22 protein-coding genes are annotated in these 22,747 nt (G+C 57.6%); 4 read left to right on the top strand and 18 right to left on the bottom strand.

The window, feature by feature from the left end; genetic code table 11:
- The first annotated feature begins 37 nt into the window (after positions 1-37).
- On the top strand, positions 38-682 hold the full coding sequence (locus ACYQ54_RS00665) for an aminotransferase class I/II-fold pyridoxal phosphate-dependent enzyme (RefSeq protein ID WP_460081632.1): 645 nt from the start codon (positions 38-40) through the stop codon (positions 680-682).
- Here ACYQ54_RS00665 and lpxB read toward each other — a convergent pair.
- From lpxB to ACYQ54_RS00740, 15 genes are all read right to left on the bottom strand, one after another.
- Positions 663-1,835, bottom strand: coding sequence for a lipid-A-disaccharide synthase (gene lpxB, locus ACYQ54_RS00670; protein WP_460078416.1), 1,173 nt, complete (start codon positions 1,833-1,835; stop codon positions 663-665). The two genes, ACYQ54_RS00665 and lpxB, sit on opposite strands and share 20 nt — an antisense overlap.
- A gap of 11 nt (positions 1,836-1,846) precedes the next feature.
- On the bottom strand, positions 1,847-2,752 hold the full coding sequence (locus ACYQ54_RS00675) for an LpxI family protein (RefSeq protein ID WP_460078418.1): 906 nt from the start codon (positions 2,750-2,752) through the stop codon (positions 1,847-1,849).
- A gap of 3 nt (positions 2,753-2,755) precedes the next feature.
- Complete coding sequence (gene lpxA, locus ACYQ54_RS00680; protein ID WP_460078421.1) at positions 2,756-3,553, bottom strand: acyl-ACP--UDP-N-acetylglucosamine O-acyltransferase; 798 nt, start codon at positions 3,551-3,553, stop codon at positions 2,756-2,758.
- Between the two features lie 6 nt (positions 3,554-3,559).
- Positions 3,560-4,024 carry a 3-hydroxyacyl-ACP dehydratase FabZ gene (gene fabZ / locus ACYQ54_RS00685; RefSeq protein WP_460078424.1) on the bottom strand — a complete coding sequence of 155 codons (465 nt, stop codon included), beginning with the start codon at positions 4,022-4,024 and terminating at the stop codon, positions 3,560-3,562.
- 49 nt (positions 4,025-4,073) lie between these two features.
- A complete protein-coding gene (lpxD, locus tag ACYQ54_RS00690) occupies positions 4,074-5,111 on the bottom strand; it encodes a UDP-3-O-(3-hydroxymyristoyl)glucosamine N-acyltransferase (RefSeq protein ID WP_460078426.1) in 1,038 nt (345 codons plus the stop codon).
- Positions 5,112-5,190: 79 nt separating this feature from the next.
- Entirely contained in the window at positions 5,191-7,572 is a 2,382-nt protein-coding gene (bamA, locus tag ACYQ54_RS00695) for an outer membrane protein assembly factor BamA (protein WP_460078428.1), read from the bottom strand.
- 164 nt (positions 7,573-7,736) lie between these two features.
- Positions 7,737-8,879 carry an RIP metalloprotease RseP gene (gene rseP, locus ACYQ54_RS00700; RefSeq protein ID WP_460078430.1) on the bottom strand — a complete coding sequence of 381 codons (1,143 nt, stop codon included), beginning with the start codon at positions 8,877-8,879 and terminating at the stop codon, positions 7,737-7,739.
- 100 nt (positions 8,880-8,979) lie between these two features.
- Entirely contained in the window at positions 8,980-10,191 is a 1,212-nt protein-coding gene (locus ACYQ54_RS00705) for a 1-deoxy-D-xylulose-5-phosphate reductoisomerase (RefSeq protein ID WP_460078432.1), read from the bottom strand.
- 16 nt (positions 10,192-10,207) lie between these two features.
- Positions 10,208-11,050, bottom strand: a complete 843-nt coding sequence (locus tag ACYQ54_RS00710; protein ID WP_460078433.1) for a phosphatidate cytidylyltransferase — start codon at positions 11,048-11,050, stop codon at positions 10,208-10,210.
- A 15-nt stretch (positions 11,051-11,065) separates the two neighbouring features.
- Positions 11,066-11,833 (bottom strand): isoprenyl transferase, encoded by a 768-nt coding sequence (locus tag ACYQ54_RS00715; RefSeq protein WP_460078435.1) that lies wholly within the window; start codon positions 11,831-11,833, stop codon positions 11,066-11,068.
- 31 nt (positions 11,834-11,864) lie between these two features.
- The gene (gene frr / locus ACYQ54_RS00720) at positions 11,865-12,428 is read right to left on the bottom strand and encodes a ribosome recycling factor (protein WP_460081634.1); all 564 of its coding nucleotides are present in this window, start codon (positions 12,426-12,428) and stop codon (positions 11,865-11,867) included.
- Between the two features lie 111 nt (positions 12,429-12,539).
- Positions 12,540-13,259, bottom strand: coding sequence for a UMP kinase (gene pyrH / locus ACYQ54_RS00725; protein WP_460078436.1), 720 nt, complete (start codon positions 13,257-13,259; stop codon positions 12,540-12,542).
- A gap of 69 nt (positions 13,260-13,328) precedes the next feature.
- Positions 13,329-14,246 carry a translation elongation factor Ts gene (gene tsf, locus ACYQ54_RS00730; RefSeq protein ID WP_460078439.1) on the bottom strand — a complete coding sequence of 306 codons (918 nt, stop codon included), beginning with the start codon at positions 14,244-14,246 and terminating at the stop codon, positions 13,329-13,331.
- A 143-nt stretch (positions 14,247-14,389) separates the two neighbouring features.
- Positions 14,390-15,190, bottom strand: coding sequence for a 30S ribosomal protein S2 (rpsB, locus tag ACYQ54_RS00735; RefSeq protein ID WP_460078440.1), 801 nt, complete (start codon positions 15,188-15,190; stop codon positions 14,390-14,392).
- Between the two features lie 239 nt (positions 15,191-15,429).
- Positions 15,430-15,783, bottom strand: a complete 354-nt coding sequence (locus tag ACYQ54_RS00740; RefSeq protein ID WP_460078442.1) for a winged helix-turn-helix transcriptional regulator — start codon at positions 15,781-15,783, stop codon at positions 15,430-15,432.
- Between the two features lie 75 nt (positions 15,784-15,858).
- Between ACYQ54_RS00740 and ACYQ54_RS00745 the strand changes: the two genes are divergently transcribed.
- Complete coding sequence (locus ACYQ54_RS00745) at positions 15,859-16,749, top strand: DMT family transporter (RefSeq protein WP_460078445.1); 891 nt, start codon at positions 15,859-15,861, stop codon at positions 16,747-16,749.
- Positions 16,750-16,815: 66 nt separating this feature from the next.
- Positions 16,816-17,217 carry a VOC family protein gene (locus ACYQ54_RS00750; RefSeq protein WP_460078446.1) on the top strand — a complete coding sequence of 134 codons (402 nt, stop codon included), beginning with the start codon at positions 16,816-16,818 and terminating at the stop codon, positions 17,215-17,217.
- A 68-nt stretch (positions 17,218-17,285) separates the two neighbouring features.
- Here the strand turns inward: ACYQ54_RS00750 and ACYQ54_RS00755 are convergent, their stop codons facing one another.
- Complete coding sequence (locus ACYQ54_RS00755; RefSeq protein ID WP_460078448.1) at positions 17,286-17,654, bottom strand: cupin domain-containing protein; 369 nt, start codon at positions 17,652-17,654, stop codon at positions 17,286-17,288.
- A gap of 99 nt (positions 17,655-17,753) precedes the next feature.
- On the opposite strand from ACYQ54_RS00755, the gene ACYQ54_RS00760 reads away from it, so the two are divergent.
- The gene (locus tag ACYQ54_RS00760; RefSeq protein ID WP_460078449.1) at positions 17,754-19,190 is read left to right on the top strand and encodes an aminotransferase-like domain-containing protein; all 1,437 of its coding nucleotides are present in this window, start codon (positions 17,754-17,756) and stop codon (positions 19,188-19,190) included.
- 64 nt (positions 19,191-19,254) lie between these two features.
- Here the strand turns inward: ACYQ54_RS00760 and atzF are convergent, their stop codons facing one another.
- Positions 19,255-21,090, bottom strand: coding sequence for an allophanate hydrolase (atzF, locus tag ACYQ54_RS00765; RefSeq protein WP_460078451.1), 1,836 nt, complete (start codon positions 21,088-21,090; stop codon positions 19,255-19,257).
- Between the two features lie 23 nt (positions 21,091-21,113).
- The gene (locus tag ACYQ54_RS00770; protein ID WP_460078452.1) at positions 21,114-22,745 is read right to left on the bottom strand and encodes a dipeptide ABC transporter ATP-binding protein; all 1,632 of its coding nucleotides are present in this window, start codon (positions 22,743-22,745) and stop codon (positions 21,114-21,116) included.
- Positions 22,746-22,747 lie beyond the last annotated feature (2 nt).

Here is a 22,747-nt window from a genome sequence, read left to right on the forward strand (position 1 = left end):
GACAAAACTCGGCATAGCGCAGGCCAGATTTGCGACACTGGACGAGCTCATCAGCAAGTCTCCTCCGCATTACACGGTCCTGTTGAGTGCACCGAACAATCCGACTTCATTGAATCTTTCAGCTTGCGAACTGGAGCGCCTCCTAAGAGAACGAGAGGGATTGGTGCTTGTGGACGAGGCTTACATCCTCTTCGCGAACGATCCGGAACACCGTCTCGCCTTTCTGGAGAGATATCCCAATCTGGTGCTGTTGCGCGGTACCGCGAAGAGCGGTCTTGCCGGCCTTGGGCTTGGATACATTCTCTGTCATGAGACGGCTGCCGAGCATTTTCTCCAGACACGCATAAGCAGTCTGATAAGTCACGTTCAGGCCGCCATGGCGACACGACTGTTCGACAAGTATCAAGAGCTCCGGAAAATGTCGGCTCGTCTAGCCGCCATGAGAGACACCACGGCAAGGCAGATCGCACACGAAACGCAATGCCGGCCGATTTCGGGACATTGCGATTTTCTTCTGGTGCGCACCGGACGTAAGGATTGCCGGGAAATCACAATCACCATGAGGGAAACCGGCATACCTGCCCTCGCCTACGAACGACTGCCCGGCTTTGAAGATGTCGTGAAACTTTTTCCCGCCGCCTATGCGCGCAACGACGAAATCGTCAGGTGTCTGTCTTCATAGCAGCAAGCACCACATCAGCTGCTGCTCCGCGCTGGCTGTGACCATCCGGCAATCGCATGACGTCGTCAAGTCTATGCAGATGCTCCATCTGCTGCTGGCGCTCAGGACTGTTCTTGAGCAACTCGACAAGATGGTCTGCAAGCACGACCGGTTTCACTTCCTCATCGAGGAACTCCGGTATTGCTTTGGTTCCTAGGATAATGTTCGGCAACACAAAGGAATCGACGCTTGAAAATTTGAAGATCTGGTTGAGCTCCTTGATCCGTCGGAAGAACCAGTCAACCTTGTAGGCAACAACCATCGGAACACCTGACAGAGCCAGTTCAAGCGATACCGTTCCCGATGCGGCCAACGCAGCATGCGCCTTTCGGAACGCGGCCCGTTTTGCATCGAGCCCCGTGACAACCTCAACCGGAACCGGCCATCCGGCAGTGCCCTGACGGATCCTGTCTTCCAAGTGTGCCACGGCTGGCAACACTACCTTCAGGCCGGGGATCTTGTCCCTGACGCGTGAAACAGTCGCACCGAAGTCATCCAGCAACCTGTCAATCTCACTTCGCCGGCTGCCTGGAAGCACCAGCAGGAACTTTTCGTCGCCGTCGACCGGCGCTCTTTCACCTTCCGAAGGACGCAGCTCGCTTGCGTTTTCACTTAGAGGATGGCCGACATAATGCGTGCGCGGACCACCGAGCTTTCGGTGCACATCGGGTTCAAACGGCAGCAGAGCCAGTAGGTCGTCCACATAGACGCTCATTTTTCGAGCGCGGCCCGGGCGCCAGGCCCAGACGGAAGGTGACACATAGCCGACGATGGGAATATGTGGCGCCCGCTTTCGCACACGCTTGGCAACGTTGTGTGTGAAATCCGGACTATCGACGATAACCAGAACATCCGGATCGGCTGCTATCACGGCGTTCACGGTCTGGTAAACGCGCCTGACAATCAACGGCAGTCTGGCAAGCACCGCCGTCAGCCCCATGACGGAAACGTCTGACATCTCGAAGAAGCTTCTGAGGCCCAAAGATGTCATACGTTCTCCGCCGACACCGCAATAACGAACACCAAGACCCAGCCGTTCGTTGATTGCCTTCATCAACTCTGAGCCAAGCTGGTCGCCTGACTCTTCGCCGGCGACAATACAAATGGTAGGCATCTTGCCGTTAATCACTTGCGCTCATCCGGATGCGCAGAGGTGGCAACGCCGAACTCAAAACCATGCTCTATGCCGATGACAAAGAGACCGGCGGCGTCTGCCTTTTTGAGTGTTTCTTCCTTTTCCGCAATCAACGCTCCGCTGGCTTCAACAGCAATGCCTGCGAGCCCCGCGGCGACCGCCAAATCAATGGTTTTCGGACCGACAGTTGGAAGATCCACTCGCAAGTCCTGGTTTGGCTTCGCGGTCTTGACCAGGACACCGGCACGTCCCTTCGCACGGATGCGGCCAATGCGCTTGAGCTCGGCACAGCGTTGCAGCATGGCGTCGGTTCCTTCCGCGCCTTCCAGCGCAACAACCCGTCCGCCAACGGCAATGGCCGCCTGGCCGATATCAAGCTCTCCAAGCTTCTCGGTCGCCCTTAACGCCAGCTCGGCGTCCAGCCAATCACCCCGGTTCGGCTGCACCCGGCCAAGCACGCCGCTTGAAGCGAGCAGTTGCGGCGCTACATCCTTGATCCCCACGACCCGATACCCCTCGACTTCAAACAGGCGGATCACCTTAGTCAACAGACTGTCGTCTCCACCGGCAAGAGCCCGGATGATTGTCGGCAATCGTTTCAAGGTACCGAAATCGCCAAGAATGGACGTGAAATCGGGGCGGCTGGACACGCCTCCAATCAAAAGCACGTCCCGGCACCCTGTCTTTTTTAGAAATTTGTAAAGCCGGCCGATTTCGCCCCAGCCGAGTTCCGTGTCCGCCTGAGCACGTGTACGCGCATCCGCCTCGCCCTTGATGGCGATAATCCTGAACTCGCGTCCGGCACTGGCGAGTGCGTCGGCAATCTGGCAGGGCAGGCTACCGTTGCCCGCTATCAGGGCGAGGCGTGGTTCCATACCCGTATCTGCCTCTGCCATTTGTCAGCCTTCGCTGCGCGGCGTGCAGAACCGGCGGTCTTCCTTTTCAAGGATGAAATCGGTGACCGTCTTGACCAAAGGCTGATCGGCGTTTTCCGTTGCCACGGCTTCCGCCCGGCTGCGCAACGTTCCTTCGCTGCTCTCGAACAGCGCACGGTACGCCGCACGCAAGGCGTGAATCTGCTCCCGCGGCAAGCCTTTACGCTTGAGACCAACCAGATTGAGCCCGGCAAGACGAGCACGATCACCGATCACTGAGCCGTAGGGAATCACATCGAATTCGACACCGGTCATGCCGCCCACGATCGCACCCGTTCCAATACGCGACCATTGCCGGACGGCACTCAAGCCACCCAGAATCACGAAATCGGCAAGTTCAACATGCCCTGCAAGCGTGGCGTTGTTCGCAAGAATGGCGTGATTGCCGACCAGGCAGTCGTGGCCGACGTGCGAGCTCATCATGAACAGACAATTGTCGCCCACCCTGGTATAGCCCCCGCCACCCTCAGTTCCCGGACTCATGGTGACATGTTCACGGATCTGGTTGTTGGCGCCAATTTCAAGGAAACTGACTTCGCCTGAAAACTTGAGGTCTTGCGGTTTGTGGCCAATGCTCGCGAAAGGAAATATGTGCGTCTTTGCGCCCACACTCGTGTGGCCTGTAACGACGACATGCGATTCCAGGATAACTCCGTCAGCGAGTTTCACATTCGGGCCAACCATCGAATATGCCCCGATGTGAACCCCCTCGCCGATCACGGCCCCGTCTTCGACTATGGCCGTTGGATGGATGTCAGTCATATGTCCTCACGCATCTATCAGCATGGCGCTGACTTCTGCTTCTGCAACCTTGTTGCCGTCGACCTTCGCGACAGCGTCGAATTTCCAGATGTTTGATCGTTGCTTGATTTTCTTGACGTGGAAATGAACCTGATCGCCGGGTTCTACCGGACGGCGGAACTTCGCCTTGTCGATCGTCATGAAATAAACAAGCTGCGGCGGCGCATCGACGCCACGGGCATGGACACAAAGCGCCCCGGCCGTCTGTGCCATCGCTTCGATCAGAAGCACACCTGGGAAAACGGGTCTTTCCGGGAAATGTCCCGTGAAATGCGGCTCGTTAATGGTGACGTTCTTGATGCCGATGCAGCTGTCGTCGCCATCCATTTCGATGATCTTGTCGATCAGTAGAAAAGGATACCTGTGCGGCAGAAGCTTCATGATTCTCATGATGTCTGCGCTGGCAAGTGTTTTGTTTTCTGCGTCTTCCATATAATACCCCTTGGCGAATGGCCGCCGCAAAGTTCTGTTTGTAATCCGTTTACGATCCGCCGCCGCGCTCTGCAAGCTTTCTAACGGCCGCGACTTCACGGAACCACTGCTTTACCGGCTTTGCAGGCGTGCCCCCGTAGCGTCCTCCGGCTGGCAGATCGTCGTTGACAACGCTGACCGCCGCCACCTGGGATCCCATTCCGATTGTCACATGGCCACGTACGCCGGTTTGCCCGCCGATGGCGACAAAGTCCTCGAGAGTGCAACTACCGGACAAACCGACCTGAGAAACGATTACACAGTGGCGGCCAACAACCACATTGTGACCGATCTGAACCTGGTTATCGATTTTGGTGCCTTCACCAATAATCGTGTCCCTGTTTGCTCCGCGGTCGATGGTTGTGTTGGCGCCTATCTCAACATCGTCCTGAATGATCACACGACCGACCTGCGGAACCTTGAGGTGCCCCATGGGGCCCATTGCATACCCGAAGCCATCCTGGCCGCAGCAAACGCCCGGATGCATGTAGACACGGTTGCCAAGTGCAGCATGCTGAACCGTACAATTGGGACCGATAACGCAGTCCCGGCCGATCTTGACGCCCTGCCCTATGACAGCGTTGGCCCGGATGACCGTGCCGGCACCAATCTCCGCCCCGGCACCAATGACGACACCTGGTTCAACGGTAACATTGTCTTCAAGGGATGCAGCCGGATCAATTACTGCCCGCTCCGAAATCCAAGCAGCGCCGGCTTCGATCGGAACCATCGCTGCAGGATAGAGCTTGGCGAGCACCTTTGCCCAGGAACGATAGGCATCTGCGCATACGAGAACGGCGACACCTTCCGGAACCTTGTCCTTGTGCTTCCTGTTGACCAGACAAGCAGCTGCCGTCGTGCCATCCAGTTGTTTCAGATAAGCGGTGTTGTCAAAGAAAACCAAGGCACCTGGTGTGGCATCTTCCAGTGGCGCAACACCCACGATTTCCAGGGTGGGTTCGCCCCGAACGATCTCGGCTTCCGCCCAGGAGGCGATTTCGGAAAGTGAGACCGGAGCCGGAGAATCGAAAAATTTTGGCTCGGACATGATGTTATCCTTCTTGCCAGCCAACAAAAACGGCCGCCGATCGGATCGGCGGCCGTTTTTTATCCTATGTGACCGCAGTTTAGAAGCGCGTACCGCCGCTCAACCGGAAAATCTGCGTTTTGTCGGAGTCATCCTTGACCAGCGGGTAAGCAAAGTCTGCCCGCAGAGGTCCGAACGGAGAGTTCCAGCGGATACCTGCACCAACCGACGCACGGACGTTGAAGTCGTTCGAGTCGATCTGGCCACCATTGTTATCCACGAGGTTCACCAGGCTGCTGTCGGCATCCCACAGAGAACCCGCGTCGGCGAACACCGCACCGCTCAGGCCGAATTCCTTCGGAATGACCGGGAACGGGAACCGGGTTTCGGCAGTTGCCGCGAAGTAGAACCGACCACCGATGGCATCGTCGGTCGTCGCATCACGAGGACCAATACCCTGGTTTTCGAAACCGCGGACGAGATTGCCACCCAGCATGAACTGTTCGGACACCCGCAGACGCTCATCGCCGAGGGCCATGATGTTACCACCGCGAACCGACAAGCTACCGATCAGGCCGTAGTCAGCCAGGATTTCCTTGTAGGCACGAGCCTGAGCTTCGGTCTTGATGTAGAAGCTGTCGCCGCCCAGACCGGCGATTTCCTGACCGAAGGAGGCATAGATACCATCCGACGGGTCCGAGATCCGGTCGAGTGTGTTGTAGCGTAGCTCGTAACCGACAAGCGATGTCAGGTAGGTACCGAGGGAGTCACACACTGCCAGCGAAAGACTCGCGGTATCGCAGTTGTTGATGTTGGTCGAGTTGTTGTCCGGATCGGAGTTCTGCTCCTGGAAGATGTTGTAGAACAGACGGACTGTCAGTTCATCTTCCCGCAGAGGCAACGTGAAGCCAAACCCGCCACCGGTTTTTTCCTGATCGAAGGAACGGTAGTCGTTGGCGTCATCAACCTTGCGGTAGAGATCCAGATCAAGAGCAACGCGGCGCCCCATGAAGAACGGCTCGACGAAACGGAACTCGTAGGACTGGGTGTCCGTACCGCCGCCGACAGCAAGCTTCACGAACTGGCCACGACCCAGGAAGTTCTTCTCGGTCAGGGAAATGTCGCCGATGACACCGTCAACCGTCGAGTAACCGACACCGAAGGAGATTTCACCGGTCGGCTTTTCTTCGACGCGAACGTTCACGACCACACGATCGGGCGCACTGCCCTGCTGCGTGGTGATCGATACCTTCTCGAAGAATCCGAGGTTGCGCAGACGCCGTTCGGCCTTGTCGACAAGCGCACGGTTGAACGCGTCGCCTTCGGCAATGTCGAACTCGCGGCGAATGACATACTCGCGAGTACGGTCGTTGCCGATCACGTTGATCCGCTCGATGTAGGCACGCGGGCCTTCTTCGATGTAATAGATCAGGGAAATCGTGTTGTTGTCGTAGTCACGAGCACCACGCGGACGGACACGGGCAAATGCATACCCTTCTTCCGATACGCGCAGCGTGATGTCTTCGACGGACTGTTCAACGCGCAGGGAGTTGAAGGTCTGACCACTCTTGGTGCGGATCAGGCGACGAAGATCCTCAGGATCGACATCAGCAATCGTGGAGACGATCTCGACGTCGCCGACCTCGTATTTCTCGCCTTCTTCAACAGTGAACGTCACGTAGAAGATGTTCTGCTCGCGATCGAGATCCGCACTGGTGGAGACGATACGGAAATCCGCATAGCCCTTCTTGTTGTAGTACTGGCGCAGCAGCTCCTCATCCGCGGCCAGACGGTCCGGATCGTAGGTATCGGTGCTGCGCAGCCAGCTCAGAAGGCCACTTTCGCGTGTACGAATGACATCCCGCAGACGACCGTCGCTGAATGCAGAGTTGCCGATGAAGCTGATCCGCTCGACGCCGGTCTTGGCACCTTCGTTGATCTCGAATACGAGATCGACGCGGTTCTGACCACGGTCGATGATCTGCGGCTCGACGGACGCGCCATAGCGGCCGGAGCGGCGGTAAGCTTCAAGAATGTTCTGAACGTCAGCCTGAACCTTGGCGCGGGACAGCATCGAGCGCGGCTGAGACCGCACTGCCGTTTCCAGCGCTGTGTCCTTGATCTTCCGGTTCCCTTCGAAGGACACCCGATTGATGATCGGGTTCTCGGTAACCGTCACGACGACAACGCTGCCACGCGGGGTGATGTCAACCGTTGCAAAAAGGCCGGTTGCGTAGAGCGCCTTCAGAGACTCATCGACATCGAACGCACTGTAGGAGCGCCCGGGAACGATGGTCATGTAACTGACAACGGTTTCGTCCTCGACACGGGTGTTGCCACGCACGTCAATGCTTCTGGCCACCGCTGCCTGTGCCTGTGAAACCAGGGACACCGGCCCGAAAGCTTTCGGCAAAACCGTCCCGATCGAAAATACGGCCACCGCCAACAGTACGGCCCGTGTAAGTCTCTGCAATCGCTGCATTATTGCGCTATGCCTTTGTTTTTAATACCCCTCCCGAGAATCCGCACTCACCCCAGCAGATTCTCGGAACCGACGAGTGTTTTATAGGTTTTTCCCGATAACGCAACCGCCCTTCCGGGCTGAAAGCGATTTAATCTGAAGACGTTGCGTCAATGTCACGGGTGTCATGAATTGGTGCCCACAAGCCGCATGATATCTTTCCATGTGACGAACACCATCAGCATGAGAACGAGCCCCAGTCCAATCCGGAATCCAACGTCCTGCACCCTTTCGCTGAGCGGCTTGCCACGCAAGGCTTCGGCAGCAAAGTAGACAAGGTGTCCTCCGTCCAGAATCGGCACCGGTGCCAGGTTGATCAGACCAATACTGACAGAAAGCACAGCTGCAAGAGAGATCAACGGCAGGAATCCGAGATCTGCGACCTGACCGGAAATCTGCGCGACCCGGATTGGTCCACCGAGCTGATCGGCTGACTGCCGCTGGGAAATGATGCCCCAGATGTAGTTGACCGTTCCCTCGATGATGCGCCAGGTTTCCGCCGTGCCTTCCAGGGCAGCTTCCCCAAGCCCGTACTTGATATGCACGAGATGGGACGGATCGGAAACACCGCGCAGACTTATATCGCCCGCCACCTGTTTTTCGCCGAAAAAGACTTCTTTTTCCTTCGCATCAGGCGTCACGGTCAAAGTGACGTCTTTGCCATCCCGCTCGACTTCGAAAACGAGAGGCGTGTTCGCACTCATGAGAACGATCTGGCGCATTTCACCGAAGGTCTGGATCGGCCGGCCATCGATCTCCTTGACGAGATCGCCTGCCAGGAGACCGTCGCGCTCAGCAGCACCGCCTGCAAAGACCTGTTGGACAACAGGCTCGAAACCCTGCTTGCCGGAGGTGACGAACAGGGCCGTGAAGATCACGATCGCGAGAAGGAAGTTTGCAATCGGCCCCGCCGCGACAACGGCCATGCGCTGCCAGACCGGTTTGGCGACAAACGCGGTTTTACGGTCCTCTTCACTCATCTGTTCGATTGCTTCGCGGCTGGGAACACTTGCAGCGTTTTCATCGCCAGCAAACTTGACGTAGCCACCAAGAGGAATCCAGCAGAGTTTCCAGCGGGTCCCCTTTCGGTCGTTGAAGCCGAAAAGCTCCCGCCCGAAGCCGACGGAAAAAGCATCCACCTTCACATTGCACCAGCGGGCCACCGCAAAATGGCCCAGTTCGTGGAAGAAGACGACAATCGTCAGAACAAAAAGAAAGGGAACGATGGTGCCGACTATCAGTGAATAGGCGGAGGCGAGAAGATCCATGAAATGTGTCCGATCCTGCGCAGCTAGGATTGTTTTGAAGGATTGTACTAAAAGGAAAATTACGGCGTGTTAATGGTCGGTGACCAAATTTTCAGGGCCTTCAACACCCCAAGGTCCGCGTCCCGATCCAATCTGATGTTTTCTGTCGGGCTTCGGCATCGAGGGCCAGAACGTCTTCGACGCTGGCCGCTTCCCTCAGCAAACCTCCTGCAGCCATGGCATCAAGCACCTCTTCTATGGCAGCAGGAATATCCATGAACCCGATACGTCCGTTCAAGAATGCATCCACGGCAATCTCGTCCGCCGCATTCAGTGCCGCAGGCGCCATGCCCCCTGACCGCATGGACTCCAGCGCCAGACGCAACGCCGGGAACCGGTCGAGATCCGGAGCTTCGAAAGTCAGCGTCCCGAGTTCTGCGAGATCCAGTCGTTTCACGGGAACGCTCATCCGGTGCGGAAAGGCAAGACAATGGGCGATCGGAGTGCGCATGTCCGGACTGCCAAGCTGGGCCAGCAGTGAACCATCCTTGTATTGAACCAGGCCATGCACAGTCGATTGCGGATGAACAAGCACTCCAAGCTGGTCGTGCGAAACCGGAAAGAGATGCGAGGCCTCAATGACCTCGAAACCCTTGTTCATCATGGTCGCGCTGTCGATGGTAATGCGTGCGCCCATGTCCCAGTTTGGATGCCTGAGCGCCTGCTGCGGTGTAACGCGCACCATATCCGCCTTCGTGGCCGTCCTGAAAGGGCCGCCCGATGCAGTCAGAATAACCTTCTCGACCATGTCGGCCTTGTCGGTTTCAAACACCTGAAAGATGGCATTGTGCTCGCTGTCGACCGGAAGCAGTTCAGCACCGGTTGACCGGATTTGCGCCATGAAAAGATCGCCCGCACAAACAAGGCATTCCTTGTTGGCAAGTGCAATCCGGCGCCCGGGCCTGATTGCCGCCATTGTCGGCTTCAGTCCTGCCGCACCGACGATTGCTCCAACAACGATGTCGGTGTCCCGATCGACCGCTTCCAGAACGGCCGCCTCCCCGGCCCCCGTCGAAATGCCGCTGCCTGCCAGCCGGTTCTTGAGCTCCGGATAGCAGGTTTCCTCTGCAAGGATAGCCGAACCGGCTCGCAGCTTTTGAGCCATATCCGCAAGGCCTGCCGCATTCCGGTTCGCGACCAGCGCCACGACCTCATAACGTTCAGGATTTCTCTCAATGAGGTCCGCAAGGCTCTGACCGATAGACCCGGTGGCGCCCAGAACGGTGATCCGGATTTTCGCGCCAGGGTCGCGTGCCGCAGTGGCAGCTGCCATGCCAGTTACTCCAAACTCAGGTCAGACCGAGACCGGCAATCGGGTCCCCAAGGGTACCGCCGGCAGCAAGGCCGATCAGAACAGCGAAAATTGCAGCCGCAACCAGCCCGTCGATACGATCCATGATGCCGCCATGTCCGGGAATAAGCTTGCTGGAATCCTTGACGTCAAACCGCCGCTTGATGGCCGATTCCAGAAGATCTCCGGCCTGTGAGACAATCGACAGACCAGCAGCCAGCAATGCCCACAGAACAAGGTCCTGCGCGTTCGCGACAAAGGCGACCCCCGTGCCAAACATCGTGGCAAGCACGAGCCCGCCAACGGCACCGGACCAGGTCTTTTTTGGTGAAACACGAGGCCAGAGCTTGGGGCCACCAAGCGCCCGCCCGGTGAAATAGGCGAATATGTCGGTTGCCCACACTACAAAAAGCAGGAAAAACGAGACCAGCAGCCCGTCACTCCCCTGGCGAAGCGCAAGCAGGGAAAACAGGGCCAGTCCGCTGTAGACTATCCCCTCGATCGCCCACCTGCCGGCCTTGGAAAAGCCGCCGACTGCATAAGCACCGAAAGCTCCCAAGACCATGGCTGCAAGACCAAGACCCGGATGCCCGGCAATGCTCAGGATACCGATTGACGCTAGCGTGATGAACCCGGCAAGCGCACTTGCGGACCTTGCCGGTGTCCCGGTTATCGAAAACCATTCCCAGAGGAACAGCCCGGACGCGGCCAGCATCAGCGCGGCAAAGGGTAAATCGCCAAGATAGGTGATCAGAAGAACAAGAGGACCCAGAACAAGAGCCGATATGAATCTGAGGCGAAGGTCGGAAAGTTTTTTCGGGTGCTGATCTGGTTCTGCCATTGCTCAAGCCGGAGGTCAGTTGGCCTTGGCGTCAAGGCCGCCATACCGGCGCTCGCGGCTGCTGAAGCAACTCAAAGCCTTGTCGAAGGCCGACTCGTCGAAGTCCGGCCAGTTAAGATCACAGAAATAGAATTCCGAATAGGCCGCCTGCCAGAGCAGGAAGTTTGACAAACGCATTTCACCGCTGGTGCGTATGATAAGGTCGGGATCCGGCAGACCGGATGTGTCCAGCGCCTCGGTGATAGCATCTTCGGTTATGTCGGCCGGTTTCATTTCCCCTGCCTGAACCTTTTTCGCAAGCTCCTGAGCCGCACGCACGATTTCGGACCGCGCACCATAGTTGAAGGCGACGACAAGATTGAGACCGGTGTTGTGACGGGTCAGGTCCTCGGCTTCCTTGAGAAGCGCCAATATTCCCGGCTCAAGATCATTGCGTCCGCCAATGATCCGGATGCGGACATTGGCTTCGTGAAGCTCGCTGAGGTCGCGCTGAACGAAGCGCCGCAACAGTCCCATCAGAAAGGAAACTTCAGCCTGGGGACGGTTCCAGTTCTCCGAGGAGAAGCTGTAGATCGTGATGGTTTCAATACCCACGCGGCCGGCGTGGTGGATAACCTTGCGCAGGGCAGCCAGGCCCTGACGATGCCCTTCCGTCCGCGGCAAACCGCGCGCGGTTGCCCATCGCCCGTTGCCATCCATGATGAAGGCAACGTGGCGCGGCATTTTCGCACCGGTTTCATCTGCAGCAGTTGCATGCAGGTTGCGGTCCGGGCTGACGCTCATATGCTCCCCCAACTCACACTACCCAGGTCAATCAGACCTGGGCAATTTCCTGCTCTTTTTTCTCCAGCATGCTGTCGACTTCCGCGATCATCTGATCGGTCAGCTTCTGCACCTCATCGGAAGCGACACGGCTGTCGTCCTGGGAGATATCACCGTCCTTTTCCGCCTTCTTGGCGGTGTCCATGCCATCGCGGCGGACGTGACGGATCGCAACTTTGGCCTGTTCGGCATATTTGTGGGCCACCTTGATCAGTTCCTGGCGGCGTTCCTGGTTCAGCTCGGGAATCGGCAGGCGAAGCAACATGCCGTCTACAACCGGGTTCAGACCAAGATTGGATTCGCGGATCGCCTTTTCAACCGCTGACACCATGCTCTTGTCCCAAACCTGGACTGCAAGCATACGAGGCTCGGGAACGGAGACGGTGGCTACCTGGTTGATCGGCATGGACTGGCCATAGGCATCAACAGTAATTGGATCCATCATGGAAGAAGACGCACGGCCGGTACGCAGACCGGCAAATTCTGTTTTCAGAACCGAAAGGGCTCCTTGCATGCGGCGCTTCAGATCATCAAGGTCCACACCTTCTACCGACATTTTATCCTCACTGTTGTTTTGTGCTTGGCTTAATAGAGTCTCGGCGCGCGCCAACATGGCATAAACGCACCGAAACACAAGAGCTTGAACCGGGATTGGTTCTGAAAACTTTTAGTCACCCACGACGGTGTAGGTGCCTGTTTCCTGAAGCACGCTAACGAGGGCGCCGGGCGAATGAATGGAAAACACAATGACGGGAATGGAATTGTCTCGCGCCAGGGCAATGGCGGTGGTGTCCATGACTTTCAGGTTCCGGGTTATGATTTCGTCATAACCAAGCGTCTCGTAACGCTCCGCATTCGGATTGACCTTCGGGTCTTCTGAATAAACGCCATCCACCTGGGTGCCCTTCAGGAAGGCGTCGCACTTCATTTCGGCGGCCCGCAATGCCGCACCGCTGTCCGTGGTGAAGAAGGGGTTGCCGGTACCGCCCGCGAATACGATCACATCGCCGTCTTCCATGTAGCGGTCGGCAACACGCTGCGAAAACGTCTCGCAGATCGACGGAACAGAAACGGCCGACAGGACACGGGCATTGACCTTCAGGCGGCGCAGGGCATCGGCCAGCGTCAGGCTGTTCATGATAGTGGCCAGCATACCCATGTGGTCACCGGTCACACGGTTGCCACCCTTGGCGGCCACTGCAACGCCACGGAAGATGTTGCCGCCACCCACGACAACACCGACCTGGGCTCCGAGAGCCACCGCGTCGGCGATTTCCTTGGCGATCCTTTGCACGATGGCCGGGTCAATTCCAAAAGCCTGCGATCCCATCAGGGCCTCGCCGGAGAGTTTCAGAAGGATCCGTTTCCAGCGCAAGGAATTCGTCATGGGTGCACCCTTTTTGAAATTGTCTTTCTAAAAAAAAAGCGCCGGACTTGCCGGCGCTTTTCCTTGAGCTTACTGCCCGGTGGCTGCTGCCACCTCTGCGGCGAAGTCTTGCTCTTCCTTCTCGATCCCTTCGCCGAGGGCGAAGCGGACGAAACCGGTAAGTTTGACTTCGGCGCCGATTTCTTTCGCGAGCGCCTCTACAGCCTGTTCAACCGTCTGGTCCGGGTTGATCACGAAGGCCTGCTTCACGAGGGTAACTTCCTCGTAGAATTTGCGCAAACGGCCTTCCACCATTTTTTCAATGATGTTTTCCGGCTTGCCGGATTCGCGTGCCTGTTCGGAGAAGACGGACTTCTCACGCTCGACAACGGTCGGGTCCAGTTCGTCGGTGTTCAGAGCCAGCGGGCTGGTTGCCGCAACGTGCATGGCAATCTGACGGCCGAGGCCATTCAGCTTGTCCTTGTCGCCAGCGGATTCCAAAGCCACCAGAACGCCGATCTTGCCCAGGCCGTCGGAAACGGCGCTGTGAACATAGGTCGCAACGACGCCTGCGTTCACGGCGAGAACCGCGGTGCGGCGCAGGGTCATGTTTTCGCCGATGGTGGCGATTGCATCGGTGATCGCATCTGCAACCGGCTTGCCGCCGAGGTTTGCAGCGGAAACGGCCTCAACGGAGCCATCGGTGCCGACAGCAACCTTGGCAACGTTGGAAACCAGCTCCTGGAACCCTTCGTTGCGAGCAACGAAGTCGGTTTCGGAGTTCAGCTCGATCACTGCAGCCTTGTTGCCGTCAGCAGCAACACCGACCAGACCTTCGGCGGCCACACGGCCCGCCTTCTTGGCGGCCTTGGCCAGGCCCTTGGTGCGCAGCCAGTCAACAGCCGCTTCCATATCGCCGCCTGCTTCAGTGAGGGCGGTCTTGCAGTCCATCATGCCAGCGCCGGATTTCTCGCGGAGCTCTTTTACCATCGCAGCGGTAATGCTCATCGATTGCCTCGTGCATGGGGGTTTCGGATGAGACACGGTTTAGCCGATGGCTTTCCGCGCCTTTATGACGGGGCTGCAACAAAGTGCAGCCCGCCTAGCGAATTTCAACAGTTTCTGTCGCGGCACGCCGCGGCAGGAGAGGCTTAAGCCTCAGCAGCTGCTGCTTCAGCCGGAGCTTCTTCGGAAGCTTCAGCAAGAACTTCTTCAACCGGAGCTTCTTCCGATTCGCCGATATCCATGCCGGAAGCGCCTTGTGCACGGGAGATACCGTCGATGGCAGCGCGTGCGATCAGGTCGCAGTAAAGCGACAGAGCGCGACCGGCGTCGTCGTTGCCCGGCACCGGATAGGTGATGCCTTCCGGGTTGGAGTTGGAATCGAGGATTGCTGCGACCGGGATACCCAGACGGCGAGCTTCCTGGATGGCAATGGCTTCACGGTTGGTGTCGATCACGAAGATCAGGTCCGGGATGCCGCCCATGTCCTTGATACCACCAAGGTTCCGCTCGAGCTTTTCACGCTCGCGGTCCATGAACAGACGCTCTTTCTTGGTCAGAGCGTTGGCAGCGTCGGAAGACAGGGTTTCTTCCAGCTTGCGCAGGCGCTGAATGGACTGGGAAATTGTTTTCCAGTTCGTCAGCATGCCGCCGAGCCAACGAGCGTTGACATAATACTGAGCGGAGTTACGTGCTGCAGAAGCAACTGCTTCCTGTGCCTGGCGCTTGGTGCCGACGATCAGAACGCGGCCACCACCGGCAACCGTGTCGGACACAGCCTTGAGCGCCTGGTGAAACAGCGGAACGGTCTGGGACAGATCCATGATGTGAACATCGTTGCGTACACCAAAGATGTACTGACCCATGCGTGGGTTCCAACGGTGTTTCTGGTGACCAAAGTGAACGCCAGCTTCCAGCAGCTGACGCATGGTGAAATCGGGCAATGCCATGGCCCTTATCTCCTGAGTTTTTCCGGTTTAACCTCCGCAAGAGGATGTGGACCGGAGAGATTTCCCTTCGGCCACCGGAAGGACCCCGATAAGCTCGGTTTCCGCCCCTTGCGTGTGGAATGCGCGCCTTATAGTTGGGAAGAAATTTAATTTCAAGGCCTAAGGACCGGTTTTCTTGCCGGTTTCGCAGCTTTGCAGACCTTTGCCTGTATCGTCGGCCTACTTTGTCCGGTTCCACCCTATTTCCCGTCTTCGGTCTTCTGAAAGACTGTCTGCGACCACTTCTGCGACCATCCGCCGAATGGGACCAGTAGTCCGAATAGTTCCCGTCCAAGATCGGTCAGAAGATAGCCACTGCCTTCATGATCGATGAGTGCGCATTCTCTTAATTCTTTCAGACGCTTGTTCAGAACTGTCGGCGAAACACCTTCGCAGTGCTCCTGCAACTGGCGGAACGTGAGGTTGCCCTCCGAGAGCTGCCAGATGATTCCCAGTGCCCAGCTACGCCCAAGCAGATCGAACAACGCCATGATGGGTTTGCCGGACTTTGATCCACGCACAGGGGTCCCGGGCCTGGGTAGTGAGGTTGCCATGAAATTTCCTTGCTATCATTTATGTAGCACTGATAAGTTGCTACAAAATATGTAGCAAAATAAGGATCACCTGTCATGCTGCTTCTGCCGATAGCAGCCGCCGTCGGTGCTTCAACAGGTTGGGCAACAGGCATCGTCCTTGCCCAGAAGCCCGCCTGTCGTCTTGGCGCGTTCGAATTCACGCGCATCCAATTGACCGCCTGCGCAGCACTTGTCTCTTTGCTCTGCGCCATCTTGGGATACTGGTCGTCCATTCCCTGGCACCATTGGCCCGCCTTCGTTCTGAGCACGATTTTCGGCATCCTCGCCGGAAACCTGGCCATGATCGAATGCCTTCGCAGAGGAGGACCACGGAGAACGGAAATGATGTTGTCGCTGAAAGGTCCGATCGTTGCCGTGATGGCTTTCTTCTGGTTCGGCGAAACCCTTGGCTCCTGGGATGTGATTGGCTGTTTTGTTATCCTTTCCGGTCTGCTGCTGGCGATCCAGTATGGTGGCAATGAAAAATCGGACTGCGACAGACTCAACGGCCACATCTGGACCGTTGTCCTGCTGGGTCTTATTTCGGTGCTGTGTCAGGGTTTCGGCTTTCTGGCGGTGAAGCCCGCTATGGCAGAAGGCATGAGCCCCCTCGCCGTTTCCGCGGTCCGGCTGCTTGGTGCCGCCTTCATCATATCTGTGATCTCACTGTGGCCCGCCCGGGCTTTTCGACCAAAAACCCGACTGACCGTCCCGCTTCTCGGGCAGACGATCCTGCCCGGTGTCATTGGCTACATCGTTTCGACGTCACTGCTGCTTTATGCCTTCAATAATTTCCATGCCGGCCTGGCTGCTATCCTGGGATCGCTTTCTCCAATCCTTGTGCTGCCGATTCTCTGGCTGAAAGAAAAACAAGCGCCAAAGCCTGCTGCCACTCTTGGCGCTTTCGCAGTGATCGTCGGAACTGCAATCATCGTGTTGCTCTGACAGGCAGGACGGAATCACCCTGACCGTGTATGGATATGGCCCCGCCACTTTTCATGGAATCTCGTCTTGACCACCAAAGGCATCAACCACCTAGGCCTCACAGTCCAGGATCTGGACCAGACCACCGCCTTTTTCACCGAGCTGCTCGGCTGGAAACTGCTTGCACGCGATGACAACTATCCGCGAACAACCGTTTCTGATGGTACCGCCCGCCTGACACTTTGGCAGGCAGACCGCTCAAGGCCTGTGACAGACTTCGACAGGAAATCCAATATCGGCCTCCACCATCTGGCCCTGGAAGTCTCAAGTGAAGAAGACCTGCTGGAAATTGCCGAAAAGGTGAAGGCGTGGCCTGGTATTCAGATCGAATTTATGCCGGAGCTTCTTGGCGAAGGCCCGCGCAAGCACATGATGCTGGCTGAACCCGGTGGTATCCGCGTTGAATTTATCTGGCCCTCAGGCCAGTAACAGCGCCTCGGGAATTGCCTTGTCAGCTGGGCCGGAACGCACAAAAAGTCCCGGCCCGAACAACCTTGTCAGATCCAAAGATCGTTTTCCTGGGTCTTGTCTCCCCCCGCATGGCCGGTATTGAGAATCCCCTTCGGCTCGATCAGCAGAAGCTCGGCTTCCGATTCAGCGTAAGGCTTGTGCTCGATACCCTTCGGCACGACGTACATTTCCCCCTCGCCCAGAACAACGGCGCGATCGCGAAAATCGATGCGGATCTCTCCCTTGAGCACAATGAAGGTTTCATCCGTTTCAGGATGATCATGCCAGACGAAATCTCCCTGAATACGGACGATCTTGAACTGGTAGTCGTTCATTTCCGCAACAACACGAGGCGACCAGAGCCCTTCGAGCCTTGCAAATTTTTCCGTGAAACGGATCGGATGTTCCATTGCCATGTCCGGCACTCCTGACTGATGAAATGTCCAGCCCGGTTTGACATCTCTCCCGAAATCAAAACAGATACAAAAACTCAAAAACCAACAGATACAGTTTAGATGGTTTCGTTCAAATACCAGTCCATTGCCCAGACCCTGGCTGAACTGATCGACAATGGCACCTTGAAGCCTGGCGAGAGGTTCCCTTCCCTGCGGCGGACCATGCGCAGTTATTCCGTGAGCCTGTCGACAGCCAACCAGGCCTATGCCCAACTGGAGGACAAAGGCTATATCCGGGCACAGGCGAAATCCGGCTATTTCGTCACCCGTCCGGCAAGCTGCAGGCTGGTCGAACCCGATAAGACCACGCCGCCCGAGAGCAGCCGCAACGTCCTGTTTCGGGCCCCCTATCTGGAGATGCTCGAACATGCCTCCAACCCGGCCTATGTGCCGCTCGGTTGCGCCATCCCCGCCCCGTCTCTTCTGGCCGCGGAACCGCTGAACGCCTTGCAGGCGCGCCTCCTGCGCTCGAAAGGACAGCAGCTCAACACCTATGGTTCTGCTCAGGGTTTACCGGATCTCAGAAGAGAAATCGCAAAGCTTATGTCCCTGCATGGCAGCACGGTTTCGCAGGATGAGATTGTCGTCACGAGCGGCTGTACTGAAGCTCTCGGACTCGCGCTGCAGACGCTCACACAGCCAGGCGATACGATCGCCGTCGAATCGCCCGCCTATTTCGGACTGCTTCAGGTGCTCGAACGCCTGAAACTGAAAGCCTGGGAGCTGCCGACGTCACGGGACGGTATCGATCCGGCGGCACTCGAACAGGCCCTCAACTCCGGAACAGTCACCGCCGTTGCCTTGTCGTCCAGCTTCACCAACCCGCTCGGCACAATGATGCCGGAACCAGTCAAACGGGCGGTTCTGAAACTTCTGGACCAGCACAAGACACCCTTGATCGAAGACGACACCTATGGCGGCCTCGGGTTCGGCGGATGCCGTCCGGCACCGTTTTTCAGCCTGCCGCACGACATCGAGATCTTTTATTGCAGCTCTTTCTCGAAAACCCTTGCTCCCGGTTATCGAACCGGCTGGGTCCGCGCTCCCGGCCGTGTAGACCAGCTAACCAAAGCCAAATTCGCCGCTTCCATCTGCAACCCGACGGCACCGCAACTGGCTTTGGCAGAGTTTCTGGCATCCCGGGACTTCGAGCGTCACGTCTCCCGCATGGCCCGGGTCATGGAAACAAATGTGGAGCGCGCGCGCCGGGCCATCGCACAGTCCTTTCCGATGGGCACAAGGGCCACACGTCCAGACGGAGGCTTTGTACTTTGGCTGGAACTTAATAAAATCATCGACACAACAAATCTTTATACAAAATCCTTAAAGGAAAAAATCTGCTTTGCACCCGGCAGGCTGTTCACCGCGTCAGGCCTTTACGCCAATTGCCTTCGCCTCAGTTGTGGCGACGTCTGGTCGGACGCAACGGAAGCCGCCATTGCGCGACTTGGTTCACTGGTTGCGGCTGAACTCGAGGAGCAGCAGAAAGTTTGCTGACTCAGGCAACATTTCAGTATCCGCGATACGTCGATTGTAATTCATATCCGGCACGGAGCGACGATCAGCTTGCCTGTGCCGCCAATTCCTCGTTCGGGATGTCAGGCTGACGTGCGGCAGCAGCGGACGAGAGATAGGTCCGCCACGACCTCAACTCCGTAATTTCGACGGCATTTTCAACCGCATGCCCTTCGCACAGGAACCCTTTTACGCTGGTTCCGTCTTCCAGAGTGACTGTGCCGATACACAACGGTGCAGGAATGCCGACCATGAAACCGCCGAAGGTTTCCAATGGCATTGCCCAGACCTCGACATTGATCGACGCACCTGAGCCATTTTCGACATGCACGAGACCCGGCCGCTTCGGTGGTCCGCCTGCCAGTGCGAAGAATCGGTATTTCGGCGCGGTCTTGCAGGCTTTTACAAAACGCGCGCCATGAGCAATCAACTCCTTGTTCAGCGGTAGCCCCGACATGTGGGCGCCGCAGACCGCAACAGCTATTTCATCGACGGCGATTTCGCTTGTGGTCAGCGCAGGTTTTTGCCGAGCCCAGGTGGTTGCTCCAAGCGGCCCCGCTTCCACTGTAGCGGCAAGCGCGGCGGCGGCTGCATCCTGACCGCAGCGGGCCAGAACGGTCAGGCTTCCAGGCCGGCCGTCCTGTCGCAAACCTGTTGGAACCGCAATACCGCAAAGATCGAGAAGGTTGACGAAATTCGTGTAGGTGCCAAGGCCCGAATTCGGGCCAATGGGGTCAGCGGTAATTTCTTCTACCGAGACGAATGTCGGGATTGTCGGAACGCAGAGAAAGTCAGTTTCTGCCAATAGCTCTTCACACTGTCGGCGAAGGTCCTGCAGCCTGTACAGTCCTCGGAAGGCATCGATAGCAGTCAACGAAAGGCCTGGCTCGATAATCGCGCGCGTCGTCGGGTGGAGCGTCTCCGGCGCGTCCGTCAGGCGCTTGCCAACGGCAGCCGTCCGTTCCGCGACCCAGGCTCCCTCATAAAGCAGGCTCGCAACGTCGTAAAACGGCTGAAAATCGATCTCCTGCACAACAGCTCCCTGAGTGCGCAGCGATGCGACCGTTGCCCGGAAATGATCTTCCTGTGCCTTGTCGCCAAAGGTTTTCAGGGATGTCTCGTCCGGAATGGCAATCCGGACAGTGCCAGGAGTGGCGGACAGGCGCTGTGCCGGGAGACGCCTGGAATAGGCATCAGCCGGATCGTAACTGGCTGCGGCCTCGAAGACGGTCCACGCATCGGCAACTGACATTGCGAATATCGAAATCGTATCGAGGGTTCGGCAGGCAGGAACCAGGCCGGAGCCGGACAATGCACCCAGGCTCGGTTTGAGGCCGACAATGCCGTTGAGCGCTGCCGGTACACGGCCGGACCCTGCCGTGTCGGTTCCCAGCGAGAAACTGGCGATGCCATGGGCAACAGCAACAGCAGAACCGGACGAGGACCCTCCGGGGACAATTTTCGGGTCGACCGCGTTCAGCGGCACGGGATATGGCGTGCGCACCCCGACCAGCCCGGTTGCGAACTGGTCAAGATTGGTTTTTCCCAGGCAAATCGCCCCTGCCTGCCGGAGGCGTCCAATGACGAAGGCATCGCAGTCGGCCATATACTCGAAATCCGGGCACGCCGCAGTCGTCGGCATGTTGGCAACGTCGATATTGTCCTTGGCCACATAGGGAATTCCCCAAAGAGGACGGCCATCGGGCGCGCCAAGGCTACGGGCTTCCGCGAGTGCAGCTTCTCGTGCCTGATGGATGAAAATACCCGGATCGCCGGTAGCATCAAGCCGCCTGAAAGCTTCTTCGATCACAGCTTCTACCGGCAAGCCTTCGGCATAGGCCTGCCGGAGCGCGGCAAGCGTGAAAGGAAGTTCGCGGATCATGTCTAGTCCTTCCAAAATATGTCTTATGCGGCAGTTTTTCGCGCCGGCGCCTGGGGTGCAGCCGTGAGCAATTCACGAGTATATGGGTTCCGGGGGGTGTCCATCACCGTCTCGACAGCCCCTGCCTCAACGACCTTTCCGTCCTTCATGACGACGACATGATCGCACAGCAGACGCACGACATTGAGGTCATGGCTGACAAACAGGTAGCTCATGCCAAGCCTGGCTCGCAGATCCGCAAGCAGGTTCAAAACAATGGCCTGGATGGAAACATCCAGAGCAGCAGTCGGCTCGTCCAGAATCAGCAAATCCGGATCCGGAGCGATCGCCCTGGCAATACCGACACGCGCCTTTTGCCCCCCTGACAGCTGGTGAGGGAACCGGTCGAGAAGATGGCTCGGCAAGCCAGTCAAATCGGCCAGTTCTTCCACCCGGTCGCGCAAGGCCGAACCTTTCAGCCCTGTCAGACGTTTCAAGGGTTCGGCAATCGACTGGCGCGCGGTGTGTCTGGGATTGAGACTGTCCGTCGCATCCTGGAAGACCATCTGAATTTTCTGCCTCAACGGATGCCGGGCGAAGTTTTCCGACGGGAGTCTGGCAATATCCTCGCCCCTGAACAGCAGGTGACCCGATGTCGGATCAAGCAACCGCACGATCATGGAGGACGTCGTCGACTTCCCGCAGCCGGATTCGCCGACAAGTCCCACGCTTTCCCCCTCGCGAATGGTGAAGCTGATGCCCTTGACCGCGTGCACCGGGCCGGATTTGCCCTGGTAGGTCTTGGTCAGGTTGACCACTTCCATCATCGGTGAATTGCCAATTGTCCGTGCGGCCAACGGCGCGCGCTGGTCTTCCGGTAGCAGTGAGCGAATGCTGGCCCCGCGCCGCGGCGTTGCGTCAACCAGTTTCCTTGTGTAGGCGTGACGGGGATTTGAAAACAGGTTCGACGGCCTGCCCTCCTCCACAATGACACCGTCTTTCATCACCACGATGCGGTCGCAATATTCGGATGCGAGACCTAGATCGTGCGTAATTAGAATTGACGACATTTCTCGCGCCCGAACGAGATCATCGACAAGGTCCATGACAGCTTTCTGCGTGGTGATATCGAGGCCTGTGGTAGGCTCGTCCGCAATGAGAAGCTTGGGGTCGCAGGCAAGGGCGATCGCAATCACGATGCGCTGGCACATGCCGCCCGACAGTTCGAACGGATAGGCTTCATAGCGTTCGGCTGCCTCGTTGATCTTGACGGCCACCAACGCCTCGATTGCTTTTGCTTTCGCATTTTGCCTGGTCGCCCGGCCATGCTGGCGAAGGACGTCCTCAAGCTGGTGCCCAACCTTCCGGATGGGATTGAGCGCGGCACGCGGGTTCTGAAAGATCATTGAAATCTCCCGTCCCCGGATTTCACGCATGTCACGCTCCGCCGCCTGCTTCAGGTCGATGCCGTCGTAAACCGCCTCACCGGACTTGATCATGCCCCCCGCATCCAGAATGCGCATCAGCGCATAAGAGGTGACGGATTTTCCCGAACCGCTTTCCCCGACGATGCCCAGACGCTCGCCCTTGGCCAGGACGAAGCTGATGCCCTTGACGGCGTGAACGTCGCCGCGGCGTGTTTTGAAGGCAACTTTCAGATCCTTGATGGTCAGCATGG

Source organism: Roseibium sp. LAB1 (genome assembly GCF_054658235.1).